Here is a 15,743-nt window from a genome sequence, read left to right as displayed (position 1 = left end):
ACGCGAGCAGTGTCAGGCGAGGCTTTACGCCCCTTAGACACAGCATAGCCATCACCTCACGGATTGCCGGGTTTTACCCCTTGCGTTCGTCCGCTTTCCCAGCCGCCGCCCAGGGCCAGGAACAGGTCGATCTGGCTCATCGCAACCTGGGTGTTGGCCGCCGCCAATTGCGCGCGCATGGTGGTGTAGGTACGGGTCGCTTGCAGATCGGCGAGGAACGACTCGCGCCCGGCCTGGAAGAAGCGGTGGGTCTGGTCTGCCGCTTCACGTGCCGAGCGTTCGGCGTCGGCCAGCGCCTCACGGCGCTGCAACATGGCGGTGTACTGCGCCAGGCCGGTCTGGGTTTCGCGGATCGCGTTGAGCACCACCCCGTCGAAGTGCGCCAGGGCGCCCTGGGTCGCGGCTTCGGCTTCGTGGATACGGGCTCGGGCGCCGTTGGTCGGCACTGTCCAGCTGATCATCGGGCCAAAGCCCCAGCGATTGGTCGCCGGCTGGCCGAGGTTGTCGAGCAGGCCCACTGTGCCCACCGTGGCGCCGATGGCGATGTCCGGGTACAAGGCGCCGGTGGCCACGCCGATGCGCGCGGTGGCAGCGGCCAGTTGACGTTCGGCCTGGCGTACATCCGGGCGGCGCTTGAGCAGGGCCGCGCCGTCGCCCACCGGCAACAACTGCGCGATGTGCGGCAGCTCGGCGCAACTGGCGGTGCCGGCCGGCAATTGATCGAGCGGTTTGGCCAGCAGCATCGACAGCCGGAACAGCCCCGCCTGGCGCGCGGCTTCGTAGCGCGGCATATCGGCACGCAGGGATTTGTATTGGGTTTGCGAGCGCGTGACCTGGGTTTCATCGCCACGCCCGGCGTCGCGCAGGCGCTGGGTGAGCTGGGTGCTTTGCGCTTGCAGGTCGAGGGATTCGTTGGCAATCGCCAGCTCTTCGTTGGCGGCGCAGACCTGGGTGTAGGAACGCACCACATCGGCCACCAGGGTAATGCGCGCGATATCGGCGGCCGCCTGGGCCGCATCGGCGCTGGCCTGGGCGCTTTCGATGCCACGCTGCAGGGTGCCGAACAGGTCGAATTGATACGAGGTGGTGATGCCGACACTGCCGATGTTGCCCACCGGGACTTTGTCTTCCAGCAAGAAGGCTTCGCCAGACTCCTGCAACCGCTGGGCTTCGGCCTTGGCACCGGCGCTCCAGCCGCCTGCGGATTCGGCCTGCTGGGTCTGATAGCGCGCGCGTTGCAAATTGGCGGCGGCCACACGCAAGTCGGTATTGGAGGCCATGGCCTGGCGCACCAGCTCATCCAGGCGCGGGTCTTTGTAGAGTTTCCACCAGTCCGTCGGCACGGGCGCGGACACCACGTTATTGCCCTCCCCCGCGATAGCGCCTTGCAGGTCGCCACGGTTGACGGCAGTGGTGTCCGGCAGTTTGTAATCCGGGCCGACCGCCTGGCAGGCCGACAGCAACACCCCCAGCGCAGCGGTGGCCAGCAGTTGCTTCATGGCTGGTCTCCGGCTTTGGCCTTGTCATCGATGATCGACACCGTCGCCGTACGCCCGGCGATCATGCGAAAGTCCGGCGGCACATCATCAAAGGCAATACGCACGGGAATACGCTGGGCCAGGCGCACCCAGCTGAACGCCGGGTTGACGTTGGGCAGCAGGTTGGAGCCGCTGCTGCGGTCGCGGTCTTCGATACCGGCGACGATGCTCTGCACATGCCCATGCAGGCGGGCGTTGTCACCGATCACGCGGATATCCACGCCCATGCCGACGTGGATGCCGTCGAGCTTGGTCTCTTCGAAGTAGCCGTCGATATGGAAGGAATTGCTGTCCACCACCGACAGCACCGGCCGCCCGGCGGTGACGAACTCCTGGGTGCGCGGCGCGCGGTCGTTGACATAGCCGTCCACGGGGCTTCGGATCACCGAACGGTCGAGGTTGAGCTGGGCGGAATCCACCGTCACTTGCGCCTCGGCCAGCGCCGATTGGGCACGGGCCACGCGGGACTGGCTTTCTTCCAGTTGCTCGCTGGGCACCAGGTTGCCCAGGCCACGGTTACGCTTGTACTCGCGCTGGGCCTGGGCCAGGGTTTCCTGGCGATCGGCCACGGCGGCCTGGGCCTGGCGCAGGGCCAGCTTGAAGCGGTCCTGGTCGACGGCAAACAGCACCTGGCCCTTGGTCACCAGTTGGTTGTCGCGCACGTCCACCCGCTGGATCAGCCCGGACACGTCCGGGGCGATCTGCACGATGTCGGCGCGGATGTGCCCGTCGCGGGTCCAGGGCGCAAACATGTAGTACATGACCATGCGCCACACCACGACGACCGCGAAACTCACGATCAACAGCGTCAGGACTACACGGCCGATGGTCAAAAAAGGTTTTTTCATGTCATCAAATATCGACTGAGTGAGTCCACCGCGCCCAGCAACAGCGCGTAGAGCCCCACATTGAACAATGCCCGGTGCCAGACCAGGCGATAGAAGTGCATGCGCGTCAACAGCCCGTGCACCACCAGAAACAACACATAGGTAATGCCCATCAGCACCAGCAGCGTGGGCAGGAATACGCCGCTGATATCCAGGTCACCGATCATAAAGGCGCTCCATCGGGTAGCGGCGCTTCCATTTCCGTGCCGCCAATGAACTCCACGCCAGGCAACAGCGCCAGGCGCAGGCCGGCCAGGGCATGCAGCAGGTGCAGGCGCGTGTCACCGTCGTCTTGCAGGCCCTGGCCGTTGAGGGCGCGGCGTGTGCGGTCCAGGGTCATCAGCAGACCGCTGGGCGCGGGCAAGCGTTCACCGGCCTTGAGGCACGCCTTGAAATAACCGCCCACGCCTTCCACCACCTGATTGAGCAGCACGCGTGGCACGCCGAGGATGCGCGGCGAGTAGGCGAGCAGATCGAGCAGGTTCAGCGCCACGCGCAGGTCGCGCAGCGCGGTGCCGGTGTCCTGGCCGGTAAGGGCCAGGCGCGGCAGGTGCTGCATCAGGCGGTCGAGCATTTGCGCGGCCATGTGCCGGTGTTCGGCCAGGGTCGCAGGTTCGGTGAGGCTGACGATGTCGCGCCAGCTGAAACGGGTCAGGCGCTTGGCCGCCAGTTCCGCGCCGAAGGGCCGCGCGATCAGGGTCCAGATAAAGGCAAACAGCAGGCCTACGGGACCGGCCAGGTTGACGTTGGCGAAGTTGAGAAAGTCCGCGTCATAGGCGCCCTGGATGCTGATGAACGATGAGGTGTTGACCAGCGTCAGCAGCATGCCCAGGTAAAAGCGCGGCTGCACGGTGAGGGTGCCGATGCAGATGAACGGCACGGCGAACGCCAGCACCAGCATCGGGAAATCGTGCAGGTTGGGCAGCACCAGGAACAGGTACAGGCTGGCGAGCAGCACCGACATGGCGGTCCAGAAAAAGAACCGGTAGATCTGCGGTGCGGGGTCGTCCATCGAGGCGAAAAAGCTGCAGGCGACAGCGGCCAGGATCACTGCGCTGCCGCCATCGGTCCAACCCAGCAGGATCCACAGCACCGAGGCGACGATGATCGCGCTGACGGTGGAAAACGCCGAGTAGAACATCAGACCTCGGTCAAGGAACGGCGTGAGCCGGCCCAGGCGCCAGTGACGGTACACGGCGCGCCAGGTGTCCTGGCTTTCGCACTGGATGGCGGCTTGCAGGCTGCGGCAGTCTTGCCACAGGTCGACCCATTCGCCGAGGCGGTACAGGGCGTTGGAGAACAGCAGCGTGTGGCGGTCGTCCAGCGCTTCGCCTTGGGGTTGCGCGGCGTCGATCTGGTCGCGCAGCACGCGCCAACGTTCAAGGGGAGCTGTTTGAGTGGTGCTTTGCAGCCAGGCATTGGCCTCCTGGAGCAACGGCGTGAGCTGAGCGAGAAACTCGGGGGCGCGATGTTCGATGGCGTACACCGCATCGTCCAGGGCGTCGATCACCGGCAACAGGTGAATCATTCGCCCGCGCAGTTCCTTGGTGTTGCGCACCGTCTGCGGCCGCGCGCCTTCGTGGGGCAACTGGCCGATCATCAATTCGAGGGTGTTGAAGGTCGCGACCATGCCACCGCGCAGGCTGCTGACGGCTTCCGGGTCTACATCGCGGGTGAGAAAACGCTGGCTGTAGACCTGGGCGTCGGTAAACCACTTGGCCACGGAGCCATCGAACACAGGCATCAGGCGACGCGGCCAGAACATTGCGCCCACCACCGCCGCCACGGCGATGCCAAGGAAGATTTCCTCAGTGCGCGCCTCGGCCACATCCCACACCGCCAACGGGTTATCCACCACCGGCAGGGCAATCAGCGGCAAGGTGTAGCCGGCCAGCATCAGCGCGTAGTTGTTGGCGGTGCGCAGGTGCAGGGAGAGGAACAGCAAGGTCCCGGTCCACAACGCGATCACCACCACCAGGATGTAGGGCGACTGCACGAACATCGGCACAAAAAACACCGCCGCCGCCGCGCCCATCAAGGTGCCGATAGCGCGGTACAACGCCTTGGAACTGGTGGGACCGACAAAGGGGCTGGAGACGATATACACCGTGGCCATCGCCCAATAGGGACGCGGCATTTGCATGAGCATGGCGATGTACAGCGCGATCATCGACGCGGCGAAGGTACGCACCCCGTAGAACCAGTCGCGAGCGGGCGGAAAGCCGGCAAAGAATCCGTTCAAGGCGCCACAGCCTCGGCCGCCTCGAAGGCGCGCAGAACGCGCAATGCGGCTTGCAAGTCGTCGGGGGGCAGATCCGCCAGGACGTCCCTGCGCAGGCGCACCAGCTGCGCCTCCACCGCCTGCACCAGTTCGCGGCCGCGCTCGGTGAGGCTCAAAGCCTTGGCGCGGCGGTCGTGGATGTCCTCGGTGCGGCACACGTAGCCGTCGCTGCACAGGCGGTCGAGCAGGCGCACCAACGAGGGGCTCTCCATACCGGAAGCCTGGGCCACCTTGACCTGGTGCACGCCGTCACCCAGGCGGCCGATCATCAGCAGCGGCACGGCGCAGGCTTCGGAGATGCCATAGCTCACCAGCGTGGTCTGGCAGATTTTGCGCCAATTACGGGCGCCCACCACCATGCTGCTGCTGAGGTTCATCTGGAGTTGTTCGAGGGATTGAGGCACGGGATCGTTCGCATACAGTTAGTTTGCTAACTATCAATATGGTGGATCGATGCGCGCCCGTCAAGTTTGGAAACAATTTCGCGGATGAGTGGAGCGGTATAGCGCTGACACCGCTGGACGAATGTGGGAGGGGGCTTGCTCCCGATAGCGGTGAAACAGGCAATAAACTGTCGACTGACACTCCGCTATCGGGAGCAAGCCCCCTCCCACATTTAGAGAGGCGTAAAGACATCATGCAACCTCAAAAAAAATTCACCTAGCCAACTAAAGCTCGGTTTTTTTCAACCCTCACCATTTTTTTTCAAGTTTTGGCCTTTTCACACATTTTTTTGCACATCTCGCCCGCCCCGCAACATCACATTCAACTCATCCACCACCACCGCCCAATCCGCATCTTCCAGAATCTCCTCACGCAAAAACGCTCTTTGGCTATCGGTCCAGAAAAACGCATCCGCCAGTTTCAACTCCGGCTTGAGCGGTGAATGAACCGCCACAAATTGCTCAATGCTCACCGGGTCATCCGCCAATCCAAGCTGTTTGAACAGTGACGACAAGCTATGCACAGGCGATTCCATGGCGGGCTCCTAAGAAGACGATTTCCCAGAGTCTAGCCCAGGCGCCAGCCACGCCAGCAACCGCTCGACGCACTGCTGTGCCGATAGCACGCCGGTATCCAGCACCAGCGACGCATGGGACGGTGGCTCGTAGGGCGAGCCGATGCCGGTGAACCCCGGCAGTTCTCCCCTTCGCGCCCGGGCGTAGTGACCCTTGGGGTCGCGGCCTTCGCACACTGCCAGTGAGGCGCTGCACCACACTTCGCGATAATCGGCGCCCAGGCGCTCGGCAAACACCGCGCGCAGCTCAACCAGCGGCGCGATCAACGCCAGGATCACGATGTGCCCGTTTTCCACCAGCAATGCCGCGAGTTCGCTGGCGCGGCGGATGTTCTCCAGGCGATCGTTGTCGGCAAACCCCAGGTCTTTGTTGAGGCCACCGCGCAAGGCGTCGCCGTCGAGTACCAGGCTCTGTCGGCCCTGTTCGAACAGCGCCGCGTGCAGCCCCTGGGCCAGGGTGGATTTGCCCGAGGCAGGCAAACCGGTGAGCAGGATCGCCACGCCGCGATGCCCATTGCGCGCTTCGCGTTGACGGCGAGTGACGCTCGCCGTCGGCGCCACCAGGTTATTTGGCGACGGCACGTGGCACCGGCGTAGTGATATTGCCGGCAGCCCACGCTGATTCGCGGCCAGCCAACGCCGTGGCGATGGACTGCACGCGGTCCGAGTCCAGCTCTTCGGGCAACGGGTCGAGCCCAGCGCTGGCGAAAATCTGGCCATAGGCGTTGCGCAGGTCGGCGTAGGCCAGGTCGCGGCGCAGGTCGGCTTGCAGGGTGTTGAGTTCGCCCTGGATCAGGTCGAGCTCACCTAACCCGGCGGCCTCATGGCGGTTGCGCAACTGGGTGAGGATTTGCCCGTCGATGCTGGCCAGTTGTTCGCTGGTCTTGAACTGGCGCACGGCTTCCTGGTAATTGGCGTTGGCCACGTAGACCTGGGCCAGCACCGCGATGGACATCGCCTGGCGTCGGGCTGTCGCGACGTTTTCACCGGCCTTGGCGACGTCGATGGCGGCCGGCGCGGAGATCACGTTGAACAGGTTCCAGGTGATCTTGGCGCCGTAGTCGGCCCAGCGGTTGTCGACCAGAAACGAGTTGCTGTCGTAATGGCCTCCGGCCGAAAACTCCAGGCCTGGCAGCAGGCGCAGCATGGCTTTGCGGGTTTCGGCGGCGCTGATGCGGGTCTGGTAGTCCTGCTCGCGCAGTTCAGGGCGGTTGGCCAGGGCTTCCTGCTCCAGGCTGGCCAGCTTGACCTTCAGTTGCGGCACGCTGTAGTCATCGGGCGTTACCAGCTTGAGGTCGGTGCCCATGGGCAGGTTGATCAGGGTAGCCAGTTCGGTCTTGGCCAGGGACAGCGCGCGGCGCTGTTCCTGCAACTGGCGCGTGGCTTCGATCAGCGAGCGCTGGTAACCGAGGGCCTGCACCGGGTCGCCGATGCGCTGCTCGCTCATGCTCTGGCTGTTGGTCTGGGCCTGGTTGACCCGCGCCATCAGGCTGTCGATCTGGGTCAGCAAGCGTTCAGCCGCCACGGCGCGCCAATAGGCCGAGCGCACGTCCTGCACGATGGTGTTGATCACCTTGCGCCGACGTTCCTGGATGATCAGACGCTGGTCGCCCTGCTGCTTGGCGCTGATGTAGCTCACACCGAAGTCGAGAACGTTCCACACCATGGTCAGGTCCGCCACGCGGCGGTCGCGGTCCTGGGAGGTGGACGGTTCCAGCGACTGGTTGCCACTGAGCACGCTCTGGCTGCTGGAGGCGTTGGTGTTATTGCGCCCGGCGTAGCCCGCAGACAGGGCCATGCGCGGCAGCATGTCGAAGCTGGAAAGGTCGGACTGACGCATGGCCAGGGCTTCTTCCATGATCTTCAAGCGGCCTTCAAGGTTGTACTTCACCGCACGGGCCATGGCCTGGTGCAACGTGAGCGGGCCGCTCAGCGGCTCCTGGTCCTTGTACATGCCTTGCAGATCGCTGCGGGCTCGCTGCTCACTGACACTGCGTTCAATCGGCTCGCTGGTGACCGCACAACCGCCGATCGCCAGCGCCAGCAAGCTGGCGCCGAACAACTTATGACCTGTTTTCATCCTTGGAGCGCCCCTGTTCCTGCGTCTTGAGTTAAGTATGTTCAAGCCTGCATTTCGCTGATGCCGACCTGTTGCAGTGCACGCGCCAGGTCAATCACCTGGCGTTGTTCGGTGTCCTTGAGTTGCTGCAATTGCTGGCCGAGGGTCGGCGCGCCAAATACGCCACGCAACCCGTGGGCCGGGTCGGACTGGCCCTTGATCGACTTGCTGTCGAACGCCTTGAGGCCGCTGTCGTCGCCGCCGCTTTCACGGTTGAACAGGCTCGACAAGGAGCTTGAACCAAACACTCCGCCATCGCCGCCGCCAAAGCCGAGAAAGCCCTTGCCGCTGCCATCACCGGCGTCGTTGTTGCTGAACACCTGGGCGATAAAGCTCGGCGCCGACGCACCGTTTTGAATGAAGATACTGCCCAGGGGCGGCAAACCCGCGCCTATTTCGCGCGGTGCAAACAACGGCGAGAAGCCGATGAGTGAGCCGAGGTTGCCGGTCGGCTGGCCGAAGATAACGGGCTGCAATGGCACGTTCGTCGCCACCTGCGACGGTGCCGGCTCGGTGACGCGAAACAGCGGGTCGCCAGTCAACGTAACGGTATTGATCGAGAAGTTGTTGGAGTTGGCAAAACCGCTGCCCGTATTGCCCGACAGGTCATTCACCAGCCCGGTATCAAGGGTGATGAAGTTGCTCGGGTCGTTAAGGTTGGCTGCCGGGGTCAAAGTGGCCGTCCAGGTCTGGCCGCCATCGCTGGTTGCCAGGTTGGACAAGCTGCCGTTGGCCACGCTCAGGTCATCGAGGTCGAAGCCACTGACTTTCTCGCTGAAGGTGAAGGTCACGGTGGTGGTCTGGCCCACCGTCAGGTTCGGGTTGGCGATGCTGATCGTCGCGGTGGGGCGTTCGCCATCGATCGCATAATTGTTGGAGATCGCAATGCCGCCGCCGGCATTACCTGCCGCGTCATTGACCTGCCCCCCATCCAGCACGATCAGGTTGGTCGCATCGCTGATCACCGCAGTCGGGGTCAGGAGGGCGGTCCAGGTTTTACCGCCATCCTGGCTTGCCAGGTTGGACAGCACCCCATTGGCCACACTCAGGTCCGACAGGTCAAAGCCGCTCACTGCTTCGCTGAAGGCGATGGTAACGGTGGTGGTCTGCCCGATGCCCAAGGTGCCGTTGGCCACGGAAATACTCGCGGTGGGGCGTTGGGTGTCGACGGCATAGTTGTTGGAATCGGTGGTGCCGCTGCCTGCGTTGCCGGCCGCGTCCTGCACGCCGCTGTTGTTCAGCGTGACCAGATTGCTGGTGTCGGTGATGTTGGCTATCGGCGTCAGGGTCGCGGTCCAGGTCACGCCGCCATCGCTGGAGGCCAGGTTGCCCAGAGTGCCATTGGCCACGCTCAGGTCGCCGGCGCTCAAGCCACTGACCGCCTCGGAGAAGGTAATGGTGACTTGGGCGGTCTCACCCACCTTCAATGCGCCGTGGTCGACCACAAACGTCGCGGTCGGCCGCAGCGTGTCGATGCTGAAGTTGCCGGAGCCCGTCACGCCACTGCCGACATTGCCTGCCAGGTCGCTGACACCGGCGTTATCCAGCGTGATCAGGTTGGTGGTGTCGTGAATGTCGCTGGTCGGCGTAAACGTCGCCGTCCAGGTGATACCGCCGTCCGTGCTGCTCACCGCCGAGAGCGTGCCGTTGGGCACGCTCAGGTCGCTGTTGTCGAAACCTGCAACCGCCTCGCTGAAGGTGATGGTCACCAGCGAAGTTTCCCCGGCGGCCAGGGTCGGGTCGGCGAACACGATCGTGGCCGTTGGGCGCTGGCTGTCGATGGTGTAGTTGTTCGAATCGGTGGTACCACTGCCAGCGTTGCCGGCCTGGTCGGCGATGCCGGTGTTGTTCAGCGTGATCAGGTTGCTGGTGTCGGTGATTCCGGCCGTCGGCGTGAAGGTTGCGGTCCAGGTAATGCCGCCATCGCTGCTGCTCAAGGCGCTCAGGGTACCGTTGGCAACCGCGAGGTCGGCGTTGGTAAAGCCGGTGACCGCCTCGGAGAAGGTGACCGTTACCAGCGACGTCTGGCCGACGCCGAGGGCGGTATCGGCAAGCACAATGCTGGCGGTTGGGCGCTGGGTGTCGATGGCGTAGTTATTGGAGTCAGTGGTACCGCTGCCGACGTTGCCCGAGCTGTTCTGTACACCGCTGTTATCCAGGGTGATCAGGTTACTGGCATCGGTAATGGCGCTGGTGGGCGTGAACGTCGCCGTCCAGGTGATGCCGCCGTCACTGCTGCTCACCGCGCTCAGCGTACCGTTGGCGATGGCCAGGTCGGCGTTGCTGAACCCGCTGACCGCTTCGCTGAAGGTGATGGTGACCAGTGAGGTTTCACCGACGCTTAACGCGGTATCAGCAATGACGATGGTTGCCGTCGGTTGCACCGTATCGATGGTGAAGTTGCCCGAGTTGGTGATGCCGGTGCCGGCATTACCGGCCAGGTCGGCGACCCCGGCGTTGTTCAGGGTGACCAGATTGGTGGTATCGCGCACGCTGGCGTTCGGGGTGAAGGTTGCCGTCCAGGTGATGCCGCCGTCGGCGCTGCTCACCGCCGAGAGCGTGCCGTTGGGCACGCTCAGGTCGCTGTTGTCGAAACCTGAAACCGCCTCGCTGAAGGTGATGGTCACCAGCGAGGTCTCACCGGCGCTCAACACTGGGTCGGCGACGACGATCGTGGCCGTTGGGCGCTGGCTGTCGATGGTGTAGTTGTTCGAATCGGTGGTGCCACTGCCAGCGTTGCCGGCCTGGTCGGCGATGCCGGTGTTGTTCAGCGTGATCAGGTTGCTGGTGTCGGTGATTCCGGCCGTCGGCGTGAAGGTTGCGGTCCAGGTAATGCCGCCGTCGCTGCTGCTCAAGGCGCTCAAGGTACCGTTGGCAACCGTCAGGTCAGCGAGGGTAAAGCCGGTGACTGCCTCGGAGAAGGTGACCGTTACCAACGACGTCTGGCCGACGCCGAGGGCGGTGTTGGCAAGCACAATGCTCGCAGTCGGGGCCTGTGTGTCGATGGCGTAGTTGTTGGAGCTGGTGGTGCCGCTGCCGACGTTGCCCGAGCCGTTCTGTACACCGCTGTTATCCAGGGTGATCAGGTTGCTGGCATCGGTAATGGCGCTGGTGGGCGTGAACGTCGCCGTCCAGGTGATGCCGCCGTCACTGCTGCTCACCGCGCTCAGCGTACCGTTGGCGATGGCCAGGTCGGCGTTGCTGAACCCGCTGACCGCTTCGCTGAACGTGATGGTAACCAGTGAGGTTTCGCCGACGCTTAACGCGGTGTCAGCAATAACGATGGTTGCCGTCGGTTGCACCGTATCAATGGTGAAGTTGCCCGAGTTGGTGATGCCGGTACCGGCATTACCGGCCAGGTCGGCGACCCCGGCGTTGTTCAGGGTGACCAGATTGGTGGTGTCGCGCAGGCTGGAGTTCGGGGTGAAGGTTGCCGTCCAGGTGATGCCGCCGTCGGTGCTGCTCACCGCCGAGAGCGTGCCGTTGGGCACGCTCAGGTCGCTGTTGTCGAAACCTGAAACCGCCTCGTTGAAGGTGATGGTCACCAGCGAGGTCTCACCGGCGCTCAACACTGGGTCGGCGACCACGATCGTGGCTGTTGGGCGCTGGCTGTCGATGGTGTAGTTGTTCGAATCGGTGGTGCCGCTGCCGACGTTGCCGGCCGAGTCGGCGATGCCGGTATTGTTCAGCGTGATCAGGTTGCTGGTGTCGGTTATTCCGGCCGTCGGCGTGAAGGTTGCGGTCCAGGTAATGCCGCCATCGCTGCTGCTCAAGGCGCTCAAGGTGCCGTTGGCAACCGTCAGGTCAGCGAGGGTAAAGCCTGTGACCGCCTCGGAGAAAGTGACCGTTACCAGCGACGTCTGGCCGACGCCGAGGGCGGTATCGGCAAGCACAATGCTGGCGGTCGGGCGCTGGGTGTCGATGGCGTAGTTGTTGGAGTCGGTGGTACCGGTGCCGACGTTGCCCGAGCCGTTCTGTACACCGCTGTTGTCGAGGGTGATCAGGTTGCTGGCATCGGTAATGGCGCTGGCGGGCGTGAACGTCGCCGTCCAGGTGATACCGCCGTCGCTGCTGCTCACCGCGCTCAGCGTACCGTTGGCGATGGCCAGGTCGGCGTTGCTGAACCCGCTGACCGCTTCGCTGAAGGTGATGGTGACCAGTGACGTTTCGCCGACGCTTAACGCGGTGTCCGCGACCACGATGGTCGCTGTCGGCTGTACGGTGTCGATCGTGTAGTTGGCCGAGTTGGTGGTGCCGGACCCGGCGTTGCCGGCGAGGTCGGCGACGCCGGTATTGGCCAGGGTAATCAGGTTGGTGGCGTCGTTGACGCCAAGCGTCGGCGTGAAGGTGGCGGTCCAGGTGATCCCGCCATCGCTGCTGCTGACGGCCGTCAACGTGCCGTTGGCAATCGACAGGTCGGCATTGGTGAAACCGCTGACGGCCTCACTGAAGGTTACGGTGACCAACGAGGTCTCACCGGCGCTCAACACCGGGTCGGCGACCACGATGGTCGCGGTCGGCCGGGCGGTATCGACGGCGTAATTGGCCGAATCGGTGGTGCCGCTGCCGGCGTTGCCGGCCTGGTCGGCAATGCCGGTATTGTTCAGGGTGATCAGGTTGGTGGTGTCGCTGGTGCTGGCGGCAGGGGTAAACGTCGCTGTCCAGGTAATCCCCCCGTCGCTGCTGCTGACGGACGTCAATGTGCCGTTGGCAATCGTCAGGTCGGCATTGGTGAAACCCGTCACGGCTTCACTGAAGGTGATGGTCACCAACGAGGTGTCGCCGATTTTCAGGGCCGTGTCGGCCATCACGATGGATGCAGCCGGACGCTGGGTGTCGATGGTGTAGTTGTTGGAGCTGGTGGTGCCGAGGCCCTGGTTGCCATTCGCATCACTGACCCCGGTGTTATCCAGGGTGATGAGGTTGGTGGTGTCGGTAATGCTGGCCGTCGGGGTGAGCGTCGCGGTCCAGGTGATGCCGCCGTCGCTGCTGCTGACGGCCGACAACGTACCGTTGGCGACAGCCAGATCCGCGTTGGTAAAGCCGCTGACGGCCTTGTTGAACGTGATGGTGACCGTTGAGGTTTCACCGATGGCCAGCGCGGTGTCGGCCACGACGAGGGTGGCGGTCGGACGCGTGGTGTCGACCACGAAGTTGTTCGAATCGGTGGTGCCCTGCCCGGTGTTCCCGGCAGCGTCTGCGACCCCGGCGTTATTCAGGGTAATCACGTTGGTGGTATCAGTGACGCTGTTGGTGGGCGTGAACGTGGCCGTCCAGGTGATGCCGCCGTCGCCGCTGGTGACGGCCGACAGCGTCCCGTTGGCGAGGGTCAGGTCGGCGTTGGTGAAACCGCTCACGGCTTCACTGAAGGTGATGGTCACCAGCGAGGTTTCACCGATGCTCAGGTTATTGTCGGCGACCACGATGGTCGCGGTCGGCCGAGCCGTATCAATGGCGTAGTTGGCCGAATCGGTGGTGCCGCTGCCGGCGTTGCCGGCCTGGTCGGCAATGCCGGTGTTGTCCAGGGTGATCAGGTTGGTGGCGTCGGTGATAGCGGTGGTCGGGGTAAAGGTCGCCGTCCAGGTGATACCGCCATCGCCGCTGCTGACAGCCGTCAGCGTACCGTTGGCGATGGTCAGGTCAGCGTTGGTGAAACCGCTTACGGCTTCACTGAACGTAAAGGTCACTGCCGTGGTTTCGCCGGCTTTGAGTGCCGTGTCGGTGATAGCGATCGTGGCCGTCGGGCGAAGCGTGTCGACCACGTAGTTGGCGGAATTGGTGGTGCCGACGCCGACTGCGCCGTCGGAGATGGCCGCCACGCCGGTGTTGTCCAGGGAGATAACGTTGGTGGTGTCCGAGATGGCATTGGTGGGCGTAAACGTCGCCGTCCAGGTAATGCCGCCGTCGGCGCTGGAAACGGCCGTCAACGTGCCATTGGCGATGGCCAGGTCGGCATTGGTGAAACCGCTCACGGCCCGGCTGAAGGTGATGGTTACCAGGGAGGTATCGCCGATTTTCAGGGCGCTATCAGCCAGCACGATGGTCGCGGTCGGGGGCTCGACATAGGCGGTATTGAGGACGCCGCCACTGCTGTAAATCGAGGGCTGCGCGCTCGGCGAGGTACCCGCAGTGCCCCCGCTCGTAGGGCCGCCTGCCCCGCTGGCCGCGGCGTTACCACTCAGTGCGGCAAAGTTGGCGGCGGTGATCAACACGGTCCCGCCGTTGTTCCAGATGGCCCCCACACCGCGACCACCGGCGCCGCCGTCGAAGATCTTGCCGCCGCTGCCGCCGCCCCCACCGCCGCCGCCGGCCGCGATGTTGTTGCTGATCACCGAAGCACCGATCACTTTCAGGGTGCCGCTTGAAGCGTTGTAGATACCGCCCGACGCATTGCCGCCGACGCCGCCGACCTTGTCCCAGCCGGAACCGCCACCGCCACCGCCAATCGAAAGCGTGCCGTTGGTCGCCGATCCGCCGTCACCGCCGTGGCTGTAGCCGGACGCGCCATTGCCACCCAGGCCGCCAGTGCTGGTGCCGCCGCGTCCGCCCATATCGTTGACTGAGTAGCCCCCCCCGTAGCCGCCAGCGCCGGCGCTGCCGGCGCCCCCGGCATACGTGAGGTTGCCTGGGCCGGTCGAACCGCCATGACCGCCGCTTCCCCCACCGATACCCCCGCCGCCGCCACCACCGCCGCCGGAATAGGCGGGCGTCACGCCACCACCGCCACCACCACCGGACGCGGCGTTGGCGGTGACCGTCACGTTGTTGAGCGTGAGGGTGCCAGCGTTGAAAATCCCGCCGCCCATCGCGCCCGCCGCTGCCGCGCCGCCGTTGCCGCCGTTGCCCGCCACCAGCCCTTTGGTGATGACCAGGCCATCGAGGGTTACCGTGCTGCCGGAGGCGATTTCCACGACGCGGGACCGGTACTGGCCATCGAGGGTGATATCCGCGGTGCCGTTGTTGTCCAGGTCACCATCGACGGTGATGTTCTTGTTGATCAGCAACTCGGACGTGAGCGCCACGGTCGAGCCGGAGAGGCCGGCGTTGAACGTGACGATATCGCCGTTCTGCGCCGAGGCGATGGCCGCGCGCAGCGAGCCGACCCCGGTGTTGAGGTTGTTGGTAGCGGTCCAGGTCGCCAGGCCCCACTGGTAATCGCTCATGGCTTTGGTCGACAGCACGTTGGCGCTTTCGATGGAGCCGGTGGCGATCTCCAGGTCCCAGTCGCCGCCCACGCCCGTGCGGTTGATCGACGCCGCAACGTCGCGGCCGGTCAACTGCGCCAGGGAATCGACAAAATTCAGGCCGCGTTCGCCCTCGGCGGTGTAGCAGCCGTAAATCAGGATGTCGCCGCCAACGTTCATGTCCTTGCCGATTTGCCCCAGCACCGCGCTGCGGGCCGCGACATTGTCGGCCGACAGGTAGGTAGTACCGAGCCACAGATCGCCCGCGTTGCCGTGGGCAATGATCTGCACCGAGCTGACGCCCTGGTGGGTGTCGAGGTAGTCGGCAATCTGCTGCAGGCCGTCCTTGCTCGCATCCAGCTGGATGACCTGGGCGCCCGGGGCCACGCCTTGCAATAAGCTGGCGGAGTCCCTGACCCGGGCATCCACGAACACCACGGTTTGACCGGGCACGGCTACGGGGGAAACGGCTGGCGCGTCGGCCTGGCCGTGGGTGTCTTTGCTCACGCTCGGGTGGTCAGCCGTCGGCGGCTTGGCGGCGTCAGCGGTGGGATGGCTGTCGGGTTGCGCCGCTTCAGCCACGGTGGCGGCGACTGCGCCGTCGAACAGCATACGCGGCTCCAGGTGCATGATCATCGGCGAGACCCGTGCCCGTACTGCTTCGGTTTCCCGCGACTTGCGATTGCTCCACCACATGCTGCTCACCCGGCGTCAAA

Annotated in this window: 9 protein-coding genes; all 9 read right to left on the bottom strand. The window is 64.4% G+C overall.

Annotated elements, in window-relative coordinates:
• Window positions 1-56: 56 nt before the first annotated feature.
• The 9 genes from C4J84_RS00800 to C4J84_RS00760 all read right to left on the bottom strand — a co-directional run bounded on the left by C4J84_RS00800 (window position 57) and on the right by C4J84_RS00760 (window position 15,723).
• Window positions 57-1,499, bottom strand: coding sequence for an efflux transporter outer membrane subunit (locus tag C4J84_RS00800; protein ID WP_124369133.1), 1,443 nt, complete (start codon window positions 1,497-1,499; stop codon window positions 57-59).
• Complete coding sequence (locus tag C4J84_RS00795; protein WP_124360707.1) at window positions 1,496-2,386, bottom strand: HlyD family secretion protein; 891 nt, start codon at window positions 2,384-2,386, stop codon at window positions 1,496-1,498. Before C4J84_RS00795 ends, C4J84_RS00800 begins: the two co-directional genes overlap by 4 nt.
• A complete protein-coding gene (locus tag C4J84_RS00790) occupies window positions 2,383-2,592 on the bottom strand; it encodes a DUF1656 domain-containing protein (RefSeq protein ID WP_003187469.1) in 210 nt (69 codons plus the stop codon). Before C4J84_RS00790 ends, C4J84_RS00795 begins: the two co-directional genes overlap by 4 nt.
• Complete coding sequence (locus C4J84_RS00785; RefSeq protein WP_124369132.1) at window positions 2,589-4,667, bottom strand: FUSC family protein; 2,079 nt, start codon at window positions 4,665-4,667, stop codon at window positions 2,589-2,591. The genes C4J84_RS00790 and C4J84_RS00785 overlap by 4 nt, the downstream gene beginning before the upstream one ends.
• Window positions 4,664-5,083, bottom strand: coding sequence for a MarR family winged helix-turn-helix transcriptional regulator (locus C4J84_RS00780; protein WP_124372366.1), 420 nt, complete (start codon window positions 5,081-5,083; stop codon window positions 4,664-4,666). The genes C4J84_RS00785 and C4J84_RS00780 overlap by 4 nt, the downstream gene beginning before the upstream one ends.
• A 344-nt stretch (window positions 5,084-5,427) precedes the next feature.
• Complete coding sequence (locus tag C4J84_RS00775; protein WP_124360704.1) at window positions 5,428-5,685, bottom strand: DUF2789 domain-containing protein; 258 nt, start codon at window positions 5,683-5,685, stop codon at window positions 5,428-5,430.
• Window positions 5,686-5,694: 9 nt separating this feature from the next.
• Window positions 5,695-6,306: an adenylyl-sulfate kinase gene (gene cysC / locus C4J84_RS00770; RefSeq protein WP_124369130.1), complete on the bottom strand. Its 612-nt coding sequence runs from the start codon at window positions 6,304-6,306 to the stop codon at window positions 5,695-5,697.
• Entirely contained in the window at window positions 6,290-7,804 is a 1,515-nt protein-coding gene (locus tag C4J84_RS00765) for a TolC family protein (RefSeq protein ID WP_124360702.1), read from the bottom strand. Before C4J84_RS00765 ends, cysC begins: the two co-directional genes overlap by 17 nt.
• Before the next feature lie 41 nt (window positions 7,805-7,845).
• Window positions 7,846-15,723, bottom strand: a complete 7,878-nt coding sequence (locus tag C4J84_RS00760; protein WP_124434783.1) for an Ig-like domain-containing protein — start codon at window positions 15,721-15,723, stop codon at window positions 7,846-7,848.
• Window positions 15,724-15,743 lie beyond the last annotated feature (20 nt).

Source organism: Pseudomonas sp. R11-23-07, assembly GCF_003852295.1.
In the GTDB taxonomy this organism is placed as follows: Bacteria; Pseudomonadota; Gammaproteobacteria; order Pseudomonadales; family Pseudomonadaceae; genus Aquipseudomonas.
Note: the sequence above shows the minus strand (reverse complement) of the source record. Positions and strands in the feature narration are given on the sequence as shown.